General features: G+C 54.5%; 17 protein-coding genes. 10 read left to right on the plus strand and 7 right to left on the minus strand.

All coding sequences use genetic code 11. The features are described 5' to 3' along the window. Positions 1-104: 104 nt before the first annotated feature. Positions 105-587 carry a GNAT family N-acetyltransferase gene (locus tag ACR0DG_RS09715; protein ID WP_480707125.1) on the minus strand — a complete coding sequence of 161 codons (483 nt, stop codon included), beginning with the start codon at positions 585-587 and terminating at the stop codon, positions 105-107. Between the two features lie 40 nt (positions 588-627). On the opposite strand from ACR0DG_RS09715, the gene guaA reads away from it, so the two are divergent. From guaA to ACR0DG_RS09760, 9 genes are all read left to right on the plus strand, one after another. Then, positions 628-2187, plus strand: coding sequence for a glutamine-hydrolyzing GMP synthase (gene guaA / locus ACR0DG_RS09720; protein WP_480697324.1), 1560 nt, complete (start codon positions 628-630; stop codon positions 2185-2187). Positions 2188-2282: 95 nt separating this feature from the next. Beyond that, a complete protein-coding gene (locus ACR0DG_RS09725; RefSeq protein ID WP_480697326.1) occupies positions 2283-3188 on the plus strand; it encodes a DMT family transporter in 906 nt (301 codons plus the stop codon). A 124-nt stretch (positions 3189-3312) separates the two neighbouring features. Further along, positions 3313-4455, plus strand: a complete 1143-nt coding sequence (locus ACR0DG_RS09730; protein WP_480697328.1) for an OmpP1/FadL family transporter — start codon at positions 3313-3315, stop codon at positions 4453-4455. 96 nt (positions 4456-4551) lie between these two features. After that, positions 4552-5448 (plus strand): DMT family transporter, encoded by an 897-nt coding sequence (locus tag ACR0DG_RS09735; RefSeq protein ID WP_480697330.1) that lies wholly within the window; start codon positions 4552-4554, stop codon positions 5446-5448. 49 nt (positions 5449-5497) lie between these two features. Then, positions 5498-6370, plus strand: a complete 873-nt coding sequence (locus ACR0DG_RS09740; protein WP_480697332.1) for an ATPase — start codon at positions 5498-5500, stop codon at positions 6368-6370. Positions 6371-6409: 39 nt separating this feature from the next. Next, positions 6410-7348 carry a homoserine O-acetyltransferase MetA gene (metA, locus tag ACR0DG_RS09745; protein ID WP_480697334.1) on the plus strand — a complete coding sequence of 313 codons (939 nt, stop codon included), beginning with the start codon at positions 6410-6412 and terminating at the stop codon, positions 7346-7348. A 4-nt stretch (positions 7349-7352) separates the two neighbouring features. After that, positions 7353-8303, plus strand: coding sequence for an alpha/beta fold hydrolase (locus ACR0DG_RS09750; protein ID WP_480697336.1), 951 nt, complete (start codon positions 7353-7355; stop codon positions 8301-8303). 48 nt (positions 8304-8351) lie between these two features. Next, positions 8352-9224: a polyphosphate kinase 2 gene (gene ppk2 / locus ACR0DG_RS09755; RefSeq protein ID WP_480697338.1), complete on the plus strand. Its 873-nt coding sequence runs from the start codon at positions 8352-8354 to the stop codon at positions 9222-9224. A 93-nt stretch (positions 9225-9317) separates the two neighbouring features. Then, entirely contained in the window at positions 9318-9932 is a 615-nt protein-coding gene (locus tag ACR0DG_RS09760) for a TetR/AcrR family transcriptional regulator (protein WP_480697340.1), read from the plus strand. Positions 9933-9938: 6 nt separating this feature from the next. Here the strand turns inward: ACR0DG_RS09760 and ACR0DG_RS09765 are convergent, their stop codons facing one another. The 3 genes from ACR0DG_RS09765 to ACR0DG_RS09775 form a co-directional block, all read right to left on the minus strand. After that, positions 9939-10997, minus strand: a complete 1059-nt coding sequence (locus ACR0DG_RS09765) for an adenylate/guanylate cyclase domain-containing protein (protein ID WP_480697342.1) — start codon at positions 10995-10997, stop codon at positions 9939-9941. Continuing rightward, positions 10994-11362 carry a group I truncated hemoglobin gene (locus ACR0DG_RS09770; protein WP_480697344.1) on the minus strand — a complete coding sequence of 123 codons (369 nt, stop codon included), beginning with the start codon at positions 11360-11362 and terminating at the stop codon, positions 10994-10996. The genes ACR0DG_RS09765 and ACR0DG_RS09770 overlap by 4 nt, the downstream gene beginning before the upstream one ends. A gap of 121 nt (positions 11363-11483) precedes the next feature. Further along, a complete protein-coding gene (locus ACR0DG_RS09775) occupies positions 11484-12326 on the minus strand; it encodes a glycosyltransferase family 25 protein (protein ID WP_480697346.1) in 843 nt (280 codons plus the stop codon). 140 nt (positions 12327-12466) lie between these two features. Here ACR0DG_RS09775 and speB point away from each other — a divergent pair, with 140 nt between their 5' ends. Continuing rightward, on the plus strand, positions 12467-13441 hold the full coding sequence (gene speB / locus ACR0DG_RS09780) for an agmatinase (protein WP_480697348.1): 975 nt from the start codon (positions 12467-12469) through the stop codon (positions 13439-13441). 18 nt (positions 13442-13459) lie between these two features. Here the strand turns inward: speB and ACR0DG_RS09785 are convergent, their stop codons facing one another. From ACR0DG_RS09785 to ACR0DG_RS09795, 3 genes are all read right to left on the minus strand, one after another. After that, positions 13460-14680 (minus strand): aminopeptidase P family protein, encoded by a 1221-nt coding sequence (locus ACR0DG_RS09785; protein WP_480697892.1) that lies wholly within the window; start codon positions 14678-14680, stop codon positions 13460-13462. A 159-nt stretch (positions 14681-14839) separates the two neighbouring features. After that, positions 14840-16051 carry an ABC transporter permease gene (locus ACR0DG_RS09790; RefSeq protein WP_480697350.1) on the minus strand — a complete coding sequence of 404 codons (1212 nt, stop codon included), beginning with the start codon at positions 16049-16051 and terminating at the stop codon, positions 14840-14842. A gap of 5 nt (positions 16052-16056) precedes the next feature. Then, positions 16057-17328, minus strand: a complete 1272-nt coding sequence (locus ACR0DG_RS09795) for an ABC transporter permease (RefSeq protein WP_480697352.1) — start codon at positions 17326-17328, stop codon at positions 16057-16059. Positions 17329-17388 lie beyond the last annotated feature (60 nt).

The following is a 17388-nucleotide window of genomic DNA, read 5'->3' on the forward strand; positions in this document are numbered from 1 at the left end:
ATGATTTTGTTAAAGGAACCGACCAATGCCAAGCATATGGATTGCGGCGCTATAGGGGAAAAAGCGACATCTAAGCGGCGTCTTTTGACAAGCCCGCCATCACCTCAATCCAAAGGTTTTTCCATCAGGATGCTGTTTCCCGAAACCTCGACCGTCACCCAGCCCAGATGGTGGTACATGGAAACTGTCTTTTGCATCTTTTGATGTGTCCGAAGCCTTTGGTACTGCAAGCCCGCGTCCTTACCCGCCTTTTCAGCCAGGTTCATCAGTTTCCTTGCAAGCCCTTCTCCCTGCGCCAAAGGCGAAACGGCGAGATTGAAAATCATGACGCAATCATCGACCTGATCAAAAACGATGAAGCCCACCACATCACGCCCGGACACGGCAACCCAGGCTTGATGACTGGTGATATCATCTGCCACTCCGCCAGCGACATCTGGCATGTCAGGGATATCCGCCAACGCTTGGGCATATGCAGCCCGAATGCACTCGGTCGCGCTGTTTGCGTCATCTCGGATGGCGCGTCGAAAGGTGATCTCAGGCATTTCGACCTCTTTCCGGGTTTCACCCTGCATAATTGGCGTCATAGAGCTTGCACATGCAAGGCTTGCAACCTAATAGCCAACCATGACCCAAGACACGCATGACCGCCTTCTGATTATCGACTTCGGCAGCCAGGTAACGCAGCTTATTGCGCGACGCCTGCGTGAGTTGAACGTCTATTGCGAAATCCACCCTTATCAGAACGTCACAATGGAATTTGTGCGCGGAATGGCCCCCAAGGCTGTGATTTTCTCGGGCGGCCCAGACAGCGTAACGCGCGACGGATCCCCTCGCGCGCCCCAAGAGATCTTTGATTACGGCGTTCCTATCCTTGGGATTTGTTATGGCCAGCAGGTCATGATGCATCAATTGGGCGGCAAAGTCGAAAGCGGGCACGGCACTGCCGAGTTCGGGCGGGCGTTCGTTACACCCAATAACAGACTGGATATTCTGGACGGCTGGTTTGCCGAAGGCGACGAACAGGTCTGGATGAGCCACGGTGACCATGTCAGCCAGATCGCACCGGGTTTTGAGGTTTACGGAACCTCACCCAACGCACCATTTGCAATCACGGCCGATCCGAACCGGCACTTCTATGCCGTTCAGTTCCACCCCGAGGTGCACCACACCCCCAAGGGCGCAAAACTATACGAGAACTTTGTAAAACTGGCCGGGTTCAGCGGCGACTGGACCATGGGTGCCTACCGCGAGCAGATGATCGAGCAAATTCGTGCACAGGTCGGCGATAAAAAGGTCATCTGTGGTCTGTCCGGCGGCGTTGATAGCTCGGTCGCGGCAATCCTGATCCACAAAGCGATCGGCGACCAATTGACCTGCGTCTTTGTTGATCACGGGCTGTTGCGCAAGAATGAGGCGGATGAAGTTGTCGGAATGTTCCGGGACAATTACAACATCCAACTGATCCACGCAGACGAAAGTGAACTTTTCCTCGGCGAGCTTGAAGGGCAAAGCGATCCTGAAACCAAGCGTAAGATCATCGGCAAGCTGTTCATCGACGTGTTCCAGAAACACGCAGATACAATTGACGGGGCTGAGTTCCTTGCCCAAGGCACGCTTTATCCCGATGTGATTGAATCGGTCTCTTTCTCTGGCGGTCCTTCCGTAACAATCAAGTCTCACCACAATGTCGGCGGCCTTCCCGAGAAAATGGGCCTCAAACTGGTTGAACCACTGCGAGAGTTGTTCAAAGACGAAGTGCGCGCATTGGGTCGTGAATTGGGCCTGCCCCAAAGCTTTATCGGCCGCCATCCCTTCCCCGGTCCCGGTTTGGCCATTCGTTGCCCCGGTGAGATCACGCGTGAAAAACTTGATATTCTACGCGAAGCTGACGCGGTCTATATCGACCAAATCCGGAAACATGGTCTTTATGATGAGATCTGGCAGGCTTTCGTCGCGATCCTTCCGGTCCGCACTGTCGGCGTTATGGGCGATGGACGCACTTACGATTATGCATGTGCGCTGCGCGCAGTAACTTCGGTAGATGGAATGACCGCAGACTATTATCCCTTTAGCCACGAGTTTCTGGGAGAGACCGCAACGCGGATCATCAACGAGGTCAAAGGTATCAACAGATGTACCTATGATATCACGTCGAAGCCTCCGGGAACGATCGAATGGGAATAACGCAAAGCCGGGCACTGACCCGGCTTTTTTTATTGCGAAAACTCGGAACTCTGTTTTGTTCCCAAGTCGAAACTCCACGCATGTAAAGACGCGTCATGGACACCAGAAAACCTCAGATCGGCAAAGCTGCACTCTGGATGACCGGGGCGATTGCGTCGTTTTCTTCCATGGCTGTCGCCGGGCGCGAACTTAGCGTGACGCACGACACCTTTGAAATCATGTTCTTCCGCAGCCTCGTCGGGATTTGCGTGGTGGCCCTGATTTTGACAGTCACCAGCAAATGGCACCAAGTCTCAACTCATCGACTGGGGCTACACGGCGTTCGGAACGTGCTGCATTTCGCGGGACAAAACCTGTGGTTCTATGCGGTTTCTGTTGCACCACTCGCACAGGTATTTGCGCTGGAATTTACGCAACCGATTTGGGTCATCTTATTGTCACCCTTGTTGTTGAAAGAACGTCTGACAACAGTTCGGGTCATGTCCGCTTTGATTGGCTTTGCGGGCATCCTAATTGTTGCACGCCCCGGAGCCGTTCCCCTCAGCGCAGGCATCTTCGCTGCGGCGGCTTCAGCTGTGTTTTTCGCGCTGACTACAATATCAACAAAGAAGCTGACCCAATTCGCCAGCATAGGTTGCATCATGTTCTGGCTGACAGTGATTCAGGCTGTATTGGGATTGGTTGCTTCGGGCATTGATGGGCACATCACTCTGCCGACTTTGGACACCGCCCCGTTTCTGTTGCTCGTCGGTTTGGCCGGTTTGCTGGCCCACTATTGTATCACCAACGCGCTGGCTATTGCTCCGGCCACAGTGGTCATCCCGTTTGACTTTGCCCGTCTGCCTACAATCGCGATTGTTGGGGTGATTCTTTACCACGAACCTCTGGATCATTGGACGCTTCTGGGCGCTCTCGTGATCTTCTCGGGTATCTTTCTGAACGTTCACGCCGAGAATCGTAACAGTTTAGCAACAGTTTTGCGTAACAGTCGTGTCAAGTAACGCACCGTCACCAGTTGACGCTAAAATGAACGACGAGTGAATATCGAGCGACACAAGTAATCTTTCTGCGCGTTTTACACCACATTACGGCGCAGCTCACAGGACAGAAGATGGGAGGAATTCGATGAAAAAGGCGCTTTTACAGGCGTGCGCTTTATGCGTTGGCGCGACCGGCGCTCAGGCTGGGGGGCTTGATCGCAGCGGACAGGGCATCAACGTGATCTTTGAGGACGGCTCGGTCGTTCAAGCTCGGCTGGGGTTCACCACACCCGATATCAGCGGCGAACAAAACGGCGTCGAGTCGGGTGACGTGAGCGAGAATTTCTTCTCACCTGGTTTGGCATACAAGCGCGCCCTTACTGACACTTTGGATTTTGCTCTTATCTACGATCAGCCATTTGGCGCAGATATTGCCTATCCTTCCAACTTTCCGTTGTCCATCAACCCGCTTGCACCACTGGGCGGTCGCACAGGAGTTCTCAGTGCGGACGCGGATGTAGACGCCCTGACAGCCGTTTTGCGCTATAAGCTGGGCAGCGGTTTCAGTGCGATTGGCGGTATTCGCGGCCAGCGCGCGGAAGCTAACGTTTCGGTTCCCTTCGTGGCCGGTTACGAAGTCGATTTCGACGACGCAATTGATTTCGGGTATCTGGTCGGTGTCGCATGGGAACGCCCGGAAATCGCCGCGCGTGTTTCGCTGGTATACAACTCGAAAATTACCCATGACCTTGGCACGACAGAGACGTTTGACCTGCCTGTCCCACCCGGTGCCCCGCCAGTTGGTGTTGAGCCAGTTACTACGGAAAGCACGACGGAAATTGAAACACCGCAGTCTGTGAACCTTGACTTCCAGACAGGTGTTGCGCCGAAAACCCTTGTCTTCGGTTCGATACGCTGGGTGGACTGGCCGCAGGCGGCCGTTGCGCCCGATGTATTCTCAACTCTGACTGGGGGAACGGACCTTGTGAACTTTGAGGACGACACCTTCACCTATACACTTGGTGTTGGATACCAGTTCTCAGATGCATTCTCAGGTGCGTTGTCGGTCGGTTATGAAAGAACCACAGGTTCCGAGGTATCAAACCTTGGCCCGACAGATGGTTTCTGGAGCGTCGGCGTAGGCGGAACTTACACCATTGAAAACGCTCAGATCTCAGGTGGTTTGCGCTACACTGATATCGGCGACGCGACGACAACCACCGGCGGTGAGTTTTCGGGCAACTCGGCTTGGAGCGTTGGTCTCCAGCTGACATACGCTCTGAATTAAGCGAAAAAAACAACAAACAACGGCCTCGCCTATTGGGCGGGGCCGTTTTCGCATGTTTCGGGTCGCGCGGTCTGCGCAGGGGTGCGAAACAAAGTCATGAGCACGCAAAAACACCTCTCTGCCAAAGCATGGGCAGAACTCTTGTTACTCGGACTGATCTGGGGAGCATCCTTTATTGCGATCCGCATCGCGCTGGATACGGTTCCCGTTATGACATCGGTTCTTCACCGGGTGCTCTGGGCAACTTTGGCTTTGTGGCTAGTGGTCTGGCTAAGGGGTTTGCCAGTCCCAACGTCGCCGCGCATTTGGTTATCGTTCCTAGTCATGGGTCTACTGAACAACGCCTTGCCGTTCACACTTATGGCGTGGGGACAGCTACACATCGAAACGGGCCTGACTTCGATCCTGAACGCAACAACTGCGATTTTCGGTGTGTTAGTCGCGGCATTTTTTTTCCCAGATGAACGCCTAACCCTTGCGCGCGTCATCGGCGTTGGCCTTGGTTTTGTAGGGGTGACCACAGCCATAGGCTGGCAGAACTTCACCAACTTTGACATCCGCAGCTACGCGCAGCTGGCGATCTTGGCTGGAACCGTGTCGTATGCCCTTGCAGGTGCTTGGGCCCGCGCGACTTTGTCAGGCTTGCCACCGGTTGTGGCTGCTGCCGGAATGCTGACAGGGGCGACGCTTTTTATCCTTCCAATCACGTTGTTTGTGGATGGTGCACCCTCGCTGAGTTTACCCGCAATTACATGGGCAGCGATTGGCTACTACGCGTTGATTGCAACGGCTGGTGCTTACCTGTTGTATTACCGGGTACTGGCCCTTGCAGGCGCGGGAAACCTGATGCTTGTGACACTAGTCATTCCGCCCGTTGCTATTGTCCTGGGGTCACTGCTGCGCGACGAAACCCTTCCACCGCAAGCCTTTCTGGGCTTTGCAATTCTTGCGCTGGGACTACTTATGCTCAACCGCTCAGGTCGATCCGATTGACGCCGCCCCCTGCCCGTTTTAGCAAGGTCGGAAAAAGGGATATGGGTCGATGATTTATAGCTCGGCAAAAGACTGGCGAAACGCCCCGCGTAAAAAAGTGCTGTTCTTCGGCATGTCCGGCCTTGGAAAAACGTACGTATCGAACGTCCTGCGAGATTCGGGCAATTGGTTCCACTATTCCATCGATTACCGGATCGGCACCCGATACATGGGGGAATACATCACCGACAACGCCAAGGCTGAGGCGATGAAGGTCCCCTTCTTGCGAGAACTGCTGTTGTCCGACTCAATCTACATTGGCTCAAATATCTCATTCGAAAACCTGACCCCCGTGGCCGCGTATCTTGGCAAACCCGGTGATCCAGCCTTGGGCGGGTTGGAACTGTCTGAGTATCGCCGGCGTCAGGAGCAGTTTCGCCTGGCCGAAATCCACGCTCTTCTGGACACAGAATACTTCATTGACCGTGCGGAGCGACTGTACCAATACCCCAATTTCATCTGTGATACCGGCGGTTCTATCTGCGAGTGGGTTGATCCCGATGACCCCCGCGATCAGGTACTCTCCGAGCTTTCGCGTCAGACCCTGATGATCTGGCTCAAGGGGGATGAGGATCATACGGCTGAGCTGATCCGCCGGTTCGACAAGGCGCCTAAACCCATGTCCTATCAGCCCGAGTTTCTGACCCGCGTGTGGGATGAATACCTTCAGGAAAAGGGTTGCGAGCCGTCGCAAGTGGACCCCGATGCTTTTGTCCGCTGGACTTACGCAAAAGCCTTGGCGCACCGTCAGCCGCGGTACAAGGCTATGGCTGAAAACTGGGGCGTTTCCGTCACGGCAGACGACATGCACAACGTCCGTGATGCAGGTGATTTCGACGAGTTGATCGAACGCACTCTTGAGACACAGCCAAACCGCGCTTAATTACCCCTCTTACACTCTGTTTCCAAAGGCTTGTACCTGATGCCGATCAAGATTCCCTCTGACCTGCCTGCATTCGACGTCCTCAGCAAAGAAGGCGTCATGGTCATGGCCGAGGATCAAGCAATGCGTCAGGATATTCGCCCCTTGCGCATCGGTTTGCTGAACCTGATGCCCAAGAAAATCCAGACAGAGAACCAGTTCGCCCGCCTGATCGGGGCAACACCGCTGCAGATAGATCTGTCGCTGATCCGCATGACCGAACACCGGACAAAGAATACGGCTGCCGAGCATATGGCCGAATTCTATCGTCCTTTTCAGGAGGTCAAAGACGAAAAGTTCGACGGCCTGATCATAACCGGGGCACCGATTGAGCATCTGGAATTCAATGACGTTACCTACTGGGACGAGATTAGCGAAGTATTTGATTGGACACAGACCAACGTGCATTCGACCTTCGGCGTATGCTGGGGTGGTATGGCGATGATCAACCACTTCCACGGCGTCCGCAAACACATGCTGGATGCCAAGGCTTTTGGTTGTTTCCGCCACCGCAATCTGGATGCGGCATCACCATTTTTGCGCGGGTTCTCCGATGATTGCTTCATACCTGTCAGCCGTTGGACCGAGATGAAACAGGAAGAGATCGACAATACCCCGGGGCTCACCACCCTATTGGGCAGCGAGGAAGTCGGGCCATGTCTTGTCGAAGACCCGAGCCATCGGGCGCTCTATATCTTTAACCATTTTGAGTATGATCGGGATACGTTGAAACAGGAATACGACCGGGACATTGCCAACGGTACGCCGATCAACGTTCCTGCCAACTATTACCCGGATGACGATCCGACCCAGACGCCGCAAAACAGATGGCGCAGCCATGCGCATTTGTTGTACGGAAACTGGATCAGTGAAATCTACGGAACCACGCCCTATGACATCAGTCGGATCGGCGTTGATACGACCGATCTGAGGGCCTGACGAAATGATACGCGCAGGCGTTATAACCCTTACGGTTTTAGTCCTGCTATGGGGTCTTGCAGTTTGGCGCGCCAACCGGAATGAAGCTCAGACCGAGGTGGATTTTCCACCCGAAGGGCAGATTGTCGACGTTGATGGCATACCTGTTCACGCGGTGGTCATGGGCCAAGGACCAGACGTCGTTTTGATCCATGGGTCCAGCGGCAATACCCGCGATATGACCTTTGCTTTGGCACCTATTCTAGCCCAGAACTATCGCGTCATTGTATTTGACAGGCCGGGACTGGGGTACAGTGCCAGCTTCAACCCCGATGGTGAAACCATAACGGAACAGGCGGAAGTCCTGCAAAAAGCTGCAGCGATTTTGGGGGCCGAAAAACCGATTGTCGCCGGTCAAAGCTATGGCGGATCGGTGTCATTGGCATGGGCTGTAACGCGCCCCGATAACATCTCTGGGCTTGTGTTGATCGCTGCTGCCGCCATCCCTTGGGAAACACCATTGGATGGCTTTAACAAGATGGCCTCAACGCCAACAGGGAATGCGCTAGCCCTGCCCCTGATCAGCGCATTCGTACCCAGCTGGTATGTCGAAAATGCGTTGGATCGCGTGTTTGCCCCCCAGACAGCGCCCGAGGGATACGCGGATCACTTCGGCCCCGGCCTTACAATCCGACGCGCCTCGATGCATGCAAACGCCAAGCAAAGGGCCAACCTGCTGGAAGAAGTACGCGCGCTACAGCCGCGCTATGGTGAGATAGACGTTCCCACCGAAATCGTACACGGAACGGCGGATGACACGGTTGGTTTGGACTGGCACTCCAATCGTTTGATCGACCAAATCCCCGGCGCGGAATTGATCGAACTTGAAGGGGTCGGCCACATGCCGCAGGTCGTTGCAGCGCCCGAGGTTGCCGCAGCCATTGACCGGGCCGCACAACGCGCGGGTTTGCGTTAATCCCCCGGCTAATTCATAGTAAGATATGGATTTTATTTGGGGGACCTCATGAGCCGTTCCGAAAACGATGCCATCGAAAAATACTTTCGCGAAGATGCCCCCAAAGATGTTCGGCAAGCGATTGAGAACGCGGGAAAAGACGACATCCTGAACCCGACCTATCCTTACGACGAAAAAATGAAGCGTAAGGACTATGAAAAACAGATGGAGGCTTTGCAGATTGAGCTGGTCAAGATGCAGGCTTGGGTCAAATCAACAGGCAATCGCATCGCCATGGTTTTCGAAGGTCGGGATGCTGCCGGAAAAGGTGGCACTATCAAACGCTTCCGCGAGAACCTTAACCCCCGAGGCGCACGAAACGTCGCCCTAAGCAAACCGACAGATCAAGAACGAAGCCAATGGTATTTCCAACGCTACGTGTCCCATTTGCCGTCCGCAGGTGAAATCGTTTTCTTCGATCGAAGTTGGTACAACCGAGGCGTGGTTGAAAACGTATTTGGGTTTTGTGAGCCGCAAGAACGAGAGCTTTTCTTCCGACAGGTCCTGCCGCTCGAAACTGGGTTGGCTGATGATGGAATTCAGCTATTCAAATTCTGGCTGAATGTAGGCCGCGCAGAACAGTTGAACCGCTTTCTCGCCCGTGAAACAGACCCTTTGAAGCACTGGAAGCTAAGCCCAATCGATATAGCCGGGCTTGCTAAGTGGGATGAGTACAGCCAGTCAATCTCAGAAACCCTCACCCGAACGCACTCTGAGAATTGCCCATGGACTATCGTTCGTTCCGACGACAAAAAACGCGCCCGCCTCGCTGCGATTAGAACGGTCCTGCACGCGGTGGACTATGATGCCAAAGACACCGATGCTATTGGCGAAAATGATCCCAGTATTTGCGGCGGTCCGGAAATCTGGGAAGCGCAGTAAACCTGAATACCCCAAAGGCGCGTTGGACCCGGGCGAGAAGACACACTATGTCTTGATTTTACAGGCAAAACAAAAAAGGCGACTGATCAGGGGATGACAAAACGCGGCTATCACCACGGAAATCTCAAGCAAGCGTTGATCGAGGCAGCCTTGTCTTTGATCGAAAATAAGGGCCCCACTGGTTTCACCTTGTCCGAGGCCGCCAAAACCGCCGGTGTGACGCCCGCCGCAGTCTATCGGCATTACCAAGGGCGCGAAGATCTGATCGCCGAGGCGGCCCGTCAGGGTTTTGAGATGTTTGCCGACCTCATGCAATACGCCTACGACAAGGGCCAGCCTTCTGCGCTGGCTGCGTTTGAGGCAACGGGCCGCGCCTATCTTGCATTTGCGCGCAAACACCCCGGGCATTACATCGCCATGTTCGAAAGCGGTATCTCGGTGAACCGCACACCCGAGCTTTCGTTGGCGTCAAATCGCGCAAAAAACGTATTGGAAAAAGCCGCGGCCGATCTGTCGCAACACATCCCGCCTGAAAAACGCCCGCCTGCCTCGATGTTCAGCGCGCATATTTGGGCAATGAGTCATGGCGTGGTTGAATTATTCGCACGCAATACCGGAGCAAGCTCTCCTTTCCCGCCAGAGGAACTTTTGGAAACCGGTATTGGTATATATCTGCGGGGCTTGGGTTTGGTTCCACCAGATGAATAAGCAGGCTTAGACTACCGATTTAGGCTGCGGCATGCTCAGGCCGGACGACACCTTAATAAGATCCATTTCGCCCATACCCTTGATGTTTTCGCGGCCTAGGTCGGACACCTGAAATTCATCGATCAGCGCATATTTCATTTCGTTCGGAGCAACTATTTCCATCGGATTTGCAAATACTTGCAGGCGTGCAGCCGTGTTCACTGCAGGCCCGAACACGTCATATACGTATTTCTGTATACCAACGACGGAACCTACGACCGGCCCCATTCCAAGCCCGACGCGGGCCTGCCATTTGTGGGGATGGTTTTCATTCCGACGCTCCAGATAGCGCAGAAACCGCACAGCACAATGCGCAACAGAGGTCGCGTGGTCTGGTGACGCGTCAGGCATACCGGAAACGGCAAGATAGGCGTCGCCTATCGTTTTGATCCGATCACACCCAAACTGTTCAACGATCCTGTCAAAGGCGGTAAAAATATCATTCAGTTCGCTCAGCGTTACCGTCGGGTCAGTTCGGGCCGCGAAATCCGTGAACCCGACAAAGTCCAGCATGACCACCGACACTTGCTCATACAGTTGGGGGCTTACGACGCCGAAAGTCTTGAATTCCTCATACACCGCGCGCGGCATCAGGTTCAGTAGCAGCTTTTCGACACGTTCTTTTTCGCGCTCCAACTCTCGCGTATTGCGCTCGACCATGGTTGAGTAGCTGTCGATCATACTCTCCAGCTCTCGAATCCGGGTGATGTTCTGACACTCGATGACCAGCAGCTGTTCTTCGGCCCCGGTCGCAAGGGACACCGCGGTCGCAAAGACCAATGTCCTGCGTTTGGGTTTCATCTGCATTTCAACCGAGTATCGCAACCCCGACTGTTTGACGTCTTCCAACTCGCGTGGATCAAGATCGGGGAAAACATCCAATAGCGTCTGCCCGGCACTGGGTGCTCCGAACCATTCCGAGAAGGGGCCATTTACGAAGACAAAGCCGAAATCTGATGCCCTGACCACGGCCACTCCGACGCCGATCGCGCGCAGTAATTGTTCGTTTATCTCGAGAATGCTCATGCCGCGCGACGCGTAACGATAATCGCACGTTTGGATTCGATAGCTGCAACGGCAATCTCAATATGGTCGTCTTCCATGCCATGCATTTCCAGCGCCTGCGCGAACAAGTTCGCAACTTCGTCGAAATCCGCATGCGAGATGTCGAGATGCTGGTGAACTGCTTGAATCCGATCATCGCTAAAAGACGCGGGCCCACCCACCAGTGAGGACACAAATTTAGTCTGGTGATCTATTAGCCTAGGCATGTCGATGTCTTCAAAATGATCGCCAATCTGGTCGGAATCCAAGGCCATCTCATAGAAGGTCATCACGACCCTGCTGATCGTTTTGAAGCCGCCATATCTGTCGTAAATCGTCTGGCCCATACCCAAAACCCTAGCATTAACCTACAACAACACCGCAACGATATATCAAATCGACAGTTTTGTTAACGTTAATAGGCTTGATGTCTAAGGGATTGATAGACCCTGCCCAGAGATTGCGCGCTTAGACGCTCAGGTCCTCGGCGCAAGGGATGAAGCCGCAATAGCCGCCCTGCTCCAGCAACCGTTTTTGACCGCCAAAACGCCAGTAGAGTTTACGGCCAGTGGCCCTGACCTCTCGCCGAAGGCGAAACCAGGTTGGGCCCTTGTTCAGACCACTGTTCGTTTTATGGTCCTGAGACCGTTCGCTCACCTTAACCTCTTCCACGATTTCGGCCTGTTGTTTGGACCAGATGACCTGCACGCCTACCGCTGGAAAAACCTGAAACATCTGCCAGTCCGGACGCGGAATAGACACAAAATCATCCAGGTGGTCCGAGTATTCGACAGACCAATCCAACAGTTTACGACAAGCCGTTTGTGACAGAATATAAGCCGCCGCACTCGGTGCCATTTCCAACATCGGACGGGCCGTCACCGGACCAATTTGTGTCGTCGCGCCGAAACGTAAAGAACGCGGTGAATAATCCAGTTTGACAAAGTCGTACTCCATTTCACGCTGCAGTATATCGACTATCACACGCCCGGCAGTTTCCGACATTTCCAAGTCATCTTCAAAGATCGCGACGGCGCGCAAACCTTTTTCTACCGCAGCTTTCCAAACCGCTCTGTGGCTTTCGAAACAGGCGATTTCACTTTGCTTCAAACCCCAGCGGCTGCCGGTTCCCGGAACATAGCCGTTTCCGTCCAAAGCACCTGACACCTGCCCATCTGTGGCGCTGAATCTCGTTGCGCCAGCCAGACCGGCACGGGCGAACTGCGCCTCCATAAAGGTTCGTCTGGCCGGAACGCGGTCAAGGTTGATGTAAAAAACACCCGTTTCCGGTGGCAGTTCAAAAGCTTCCAAGGCGTTTCCTTTCCAACGTCCCTGTCAGATAGACATTGAAGCGGGAAACATTCAAGCTGACCTTCCGAAACCTCGCCGCTATTCACAGCGTGTGATCTCAACTAAGTTGCTTTGGAAGAACAAGAAACGAGGATCGCGGAATGTCATCGCATGGGTACTCAAGTGGTCGTTTGAACCTACCTTTTGTCGGGATTTCAACGTTTGGAAAATCTCCTTACATCGAGGATTGGGATCAAATCGACGCGGACGTCGCCATATTGGGTGCTCCGTTCGACTTCGGGACGCAATGGCGATCCGGGGCAAGGTTCGGTCCGCGCGCCGTTCGCGAGGCGTCGACCCTGTTCAGCTTTGGCCACGCCGGTGCGTATGACCATGAGGATGACGCCACTTATCTGGATAGCTCGGTACAAATGGTCGACATTGGTGATGCGGATATCATTCACACCAAGACCGACGAAAGCCACGCCAATATCCAGTTTGGAGTCGAAAAGATTCTGAACGCAGGCGCCCTGCCCGTGACGATTGGCGGCGATCACTCGATCAACATTCCCTGCATCAATGCTTTTGCTGACGACTGCGAAGAGAACGGCCCTATTCATGTCGTCCAAATCGACGCCCACTTGGATTTCGTAGACGAACGGCATGGTGTTACAGCAGGGCATGGAAACCCAATGCGGCGTGCGATCGAAAAGCCCTATGTCAGCGGAATGACCCAGCTTGGGATCCGCAACGTATCTTCGACCGCGAAGGAAGGCTATGACGACGCGCGCGCGCGCGGTTCAGACATTCTATCGGTACGTCAGGTGCGAAAGCTGGGTACAGAGGGCGTTTTGGCGCGTATCCCCAACGACGCTCGGTACTATGTCACGATCGACATTGACGCCTTCTGCCCCTCGATCGCGTCTGGGACCGGTACGCCCAGCCACGGTGGTTTTCTTTACTATGACGTTCTGGAGATTCTGCAGGGTCTCGCAGGACAAGGCAATGTGGTCGGGATCGACCTGGTCGAGGTTGCACCGAATTATGACCCTACAGAAAGCACTCAGATTTTAGCTGCTCAGGTGTTGTTGAACTTTATTGGGTTCATTTTCCACGAACGCAGCAGGAGGGAATAAGCCCCTCCTGCCAACCGATCACGCACGGATTGTGTTATGCTCCGGCCCATATGGGAAGCCTGTGATATTTTGCGCGCCGGTTTCATCGACCACCAGAATATCATGCTCGCGATAGCCACCCGCGCCGGGTTGTCCTTCGGGGACCCATAGCATCGGCTCCATTGAGACGACCATGCCGGGTTCAAGCACGGTGTCGATATCTTCTCGCAGTTCCAAGCCGGCCTCACGTCCGTAGTAGTGGCTAAGAACACCAAACGAATGACCATACCCAAATGAGCGATATTGCAACAAGCCCTCATCAGCAAAGAACCGGTTGATCTCTGCGCAAATGCCGGAACAGGTCGCACCCGGTTTGATGAGGCTAAGCCCCAGTTCATGTGCAGCAACGTTTGCTTGCCAAACGCGAAGACTGTCCGCGTCAGGCTCGCCCAGGAACAGGGTGCGTTCAAGCGCGGTGTAATAGCCTGAGATCATCGGAAAGGTGTTTAATGACAGGATGTCACCCTGTTGCAGCGCGCGTTTCGTAACCGGATTGTGTGCGCCATCCGTGTTCAAACCAGATTGGAACCAAACCCAGGTATCACGGTATTCCGCGTTTGGGTAAGCCCGCGCAATCTCAGCCTCCATCGCATCGCGGCCCGCCATCGCAACCTCGATCTCGGTTACGCCTTCGCGAATGGCGGCGTGAATGGCGGCTCCGCCAATGTCTGCGGTGCGCGCGCCCCCTTTGATCAGCTCAATCTCTTCGGATGACTTCACCATGCGGGCGGCCATCGTGTCCGGTGCAATATCCACCAGTTCGACCGCGCCCAGCATGTCCAAAGCGGTATCGCGCATAGCCAGCGTCAGGTGGTCGCCCTCAACCCCGATCCTGCGCGCAGAGCCGATCAGGCTGGCAACCGCGCGCCAATAGTTGTTCCGCTTCCAGTCGGTGTAAATCACGTTGTCTTCGACCGAGCGACGCCATGGTTGCCCCGCGTCGATATTGGCCGACACCGTCGTACAGGCATCCTGCGTCACGACGCAGCCATACGGACGGCCAAAAGAGCAGTACAAGAACCCCGAATAGTACGCGATGTTGTGCATCGATGTTAGCAATACCACAGGAATATCTCGCGCGGCCATCATCTGGCGCAGAGCTGTCAGGCGCCTTTCATACTCGGCCTTACTAAAGGGCAAAGCGGCCTTATCGCCATTGTGGCTGGTGAAAAATTCGGGGCGGTCGCTCAGATCAGTCATCATGGTCTCTCCTCTTGCCGGACAGGCAGTGCCCGGCCACAAGCCCCGGCGTTCAGGACAAGCGGCCTCGGGAACCGAGAGCCATGCGCCCGTTAAGATGTCACGACGCCATCGTGACCGGGCTACATACCGTATCGCTATTTCAGGTTTCGGCCTGCGTCAAGCCGGGCTCAACCCACGCAGGCGCTCTGACCGCCTCCGCAGCAGCTCTACCGTCGTGAGCAGCGCAATGGACAGAACCACTAGAATAGTCGCAACCGCCAGGATGGTCGGGCTGATCTGCTCACGCAGGCCGGTGAACATTTGCCACGGCAGCGTTTTCTGGCTGGCCGATCCCACGAACAGCACCACGACAACTTCGTCAAAGGATGTGATGAACGCGAACAAACCGCCCGAGATAACACCCGGCAGGATCAGCGGCATCTGAATTTTGAAAAAGGTGCGAACAGGCCCTGCCCCCATGTTTGCGGCTGCCCGTGTCAGCGATTGATCGAACCCGACCAGAGTCGCGGTGACAGTGATGATGACAAACGGAATACCCAGCACCGCATGCGCCAAGATGACCTTTACATAGCCGACAAAGTTCTTGTCCATGCCAAGGGTCCCTTCCAGGAACCGGCCAATATCGCTGTAGAAAAAGAACATACCCGTGGCCGAGATGATCAACGGAACAATCATCGGTGAAATCAGAATTCCCATGATTGCACGCCGCCCGGGAACATGGCTTTGGCTCAACCCAATCGCGGCAAGCGTCCCCAACGAGACCGAGATGATGGTGGCGATCGGCGCAATGATCAAAGAGTTCTTAAAGCTTCGCTGCCATTCGTTATTGGTGAAAAAGTCGCGATAGTGCTTCAACGAATACCCTTCTGGATCAAGTCGCAGCATCTCTGGCGTAAAGGTGAAGAAGTCCTGTGCGTTGAACGACAACGGCAGAACCACCAGGATCGGCGTGATCAGGAACACAAAGATCGCGCCGCAGGTGACACGGAACGCATAATGCCAGAACACTTGCTGCCCGGTCAGGTAGGGCAACAGTTTCTGCCGGTAGCGCCCTTCGTACAGCCAGAAAATGAAGAAGGCAAAGAACCAGCCGACCAAAAGGCCGATAATCAAACCGGTCAATCCTGCAAACAATAGGCCAAGTGCGGCCATCCCCAGAATGGTAATCCAGCGGGCGGCGCGCTCGTTGTCCAACATGGTGATATAGACCCACGCAAGACCTGCCATAAGGGCAGCGCCAATCAGGATACCAAGCAGAACACTGCCCTGCCCGGCCCCGACGAACATACCAACCAGACCTCCGGCGATGGCGACTGCTGGTAGAACCACGGACAACGGTTTGCGGGATATTGGTGTAAGTGCAGCCATCGTCTTTATCCCAGCTTAACGTTGTCGATACCTACGATCTTGTCGTAGCACCAATAAAGCAGCAGCACGACCGCCAGCAGGATTGTCCCCAAGGCGGCTGCCAGTCCCCAGTTCAACGAGGACGAAATGTGATAGGCGATCCGGTTCGAGATAAAGACACCTTTGGTACCGCCGACGATTTCCGGCGTGATGTAGTAGCCGATGGCAAGAATGAACACGAGTATTGACCCCGCACCAATGCCCGGAATGGATTGCGGAAAGTAGATACGCCAGAAGGTCGTCCAGTTCGTTGCACCCATCGATTTGGCCGCACGGGTGTAAGACGGCGGAATGGTCTGCATCACCGAATACATTGGCAGAATCATAAACGGCAGCAGGATATGCGTCATCGCAATGATTGTCCCGAACTGGTTGTTGATGATGACTAACCGCGCATCATCGGCCACCAGCCCAAGCCAGACGAGGGTTTCATTGATCACACCTTGCTGTTGCAGCATGACTTTCCACGCTGAGGTTCGCACCAGCAAAGATGTCCAGAAGGGTAACAACACCAATATCATAAGCAGGTTGGACACCCGCATAGGCAATGTGGCGAGCAGGTACGATACCGGGTAAGCCAGGATGATACACGCACCGGTAATGATCAAAGACATCATCAATGTGCGGCCGAATAGCTTGATCAGAATTTGCTTATCTTCTGGCTGCGCCTGAGCCCCCTCCGGCGTACGACGCATGTCGACTGCATTGAGGAAATATCCGTTCGTTATTGGGACAGAATGCGTCTTGATCGTGCGCCATGTATCCACGTCGCCCCAACCATCGTGGATTTCGATAAGCTTGTCTTTGAAAGGCCCATCCGTCTCCGGGTCCAGCTTTTTGATCTGACGGCCCGACCGACGGAACATTGACGACATGCCGGTCTGCTCATAGTTCAATCGAGATCCAAGTCGGGTGTGGGTTTTCGCGTCAATCGCGGTGACCATGTCCTTGGTGAATGCAGCATATAGCGCCTCATCCGGCAGTTCTCCGCTTTCCGCATCCCAGTTTCTAAGCTCGACGACAGTCAGCGGCAGGGTTTCTGCAACGATGCTGTTTTCCACCGACCGGAAAAGCATCGAGACTATTGGTATTACGAAAGACAGCAAGACGAATAACAACAAGGGCGCAATAAGTGCCAAAGCGCGCAATTTGCGGCGGCGCAAAGACCGTGCCAACGATTTCTTGAGAGGCGTACCATCGGCGGCCAACATAGGGCCGGTTTGCGTAGCGTCAGTCATCTGCGTCCCTTGGTCTTTGGTGGGCTGGGGCCAATAGCGGCCCCAACCATGTTCTCTAAG

Source organism: Ruegeria sp. BG8, from assembly GCF_056538325.1.

Coding starts and splice junctions, on each gene's coding strand:
- ACR0DG_RS09785 (WP_480697892.1), bottom strand. CDS start 14,680: ATGACTGATCTGAGCGACCGCCCCGAATTTTTCACCAGCCACAATGGC.
- ACR0DG_RS09760 (WP_480697340.1), top strand. CDS start 9,318: ATGACAAAACGCGGCTATCACCACGGAAATCTCAAGCAAGCGTTGATC.
- ACR0DG_RS09735 (WP_480697330.1), top strand. CDS start 4,552: ATGAGCACGCAAAAACACCTCTCTGCCAAAGCATGGGCAGAACTCTTG.
- ACR0DG_RS09770 (WP_480697344.1), bottom strand. CDS start 11,362: ATGGGCCAGACGATTTACGACAGATATGGCGGCTTCAAAACGATCAGC.
- ACR0DG_RS09765 (WP_480697342.1), bottom strand. CDS start 10,997: ATGAGCATTCTCGAGATAAACGAACAATTACTGCGCGCGATCGGCGTC.
- guaA (WP_480697324.1), top strand. CDS start 628: ATGACCCAAGACACGCATGACCGCCTTCTGATTATCGACTTCGGCAGC.
- metA (WP_480697334.1), top strand. CDS start 6,410: ATGCCGATCAAGATTCCCTCTGACCTGCCTGCATTCGACGTCCTCAGC.
- ACR0DG_RS09715 (WP_480707125.1), bottom strand. CDS start 587: ATGACGCCAATTATGCAGGGTGAAACCCGGAAAGAGGTCGAAATGCCT.
- speB (WP_480697348.1), top strand. CDS start 12,467: ATGTCATCGCATGGGTACTCAAGTGGTCGTTTGAACCTACCTTTTGTC.
- ACR0DG_RS09790 (WP_480697350.1), bottom strand. CDS start 16,051: ATGGCTGCACTTACACCAATATCCCGCAAACCGTTGTCCGTGGTTCTA.
- ACR0DG_RS09725 (WP_480697326.1), top strand. CDS start 2,283: ATGGACACCAGAAAACCTCAGATCGGCAAAGCTGCACTCTGGATGACC.
- ACR0DG_RS09730 (WP_480697328.1), top strand. CDS start 3,313: ATGAAAAAGGCGCTTTTACAGGCGTGCGCTTTATGCGTTGGCGCGACC.
- ppk2 (WP_480697338.1), top strand. CDS start 8,352: ATGAGCCGTTCCGAAAACGATGCCATCGAAAAATACTTTCGCGAAGAT.
- ACR0DG_RS09795 (WP_480697352.1), bottom strand. CDS start 17,328: ATGACTGACGCTACGCAAACCGGCCCTATGTTGGCCGCCGATGGTACG.
- ACR0DG_RS09750 (WP_480697336.1), top strand. CDS start 7,353: ATGATACGCGCAGGCGTTATAACCCTTACGGTTTTAGTCCTGCTATGG.
- ACR0DG_RS09740 (WP_480697332.1), top strand. CDS start 5,498: ATGATTTATAGCTCGGCAAAAGACTGGCGAAACGCCCCGCGTAAAAAA.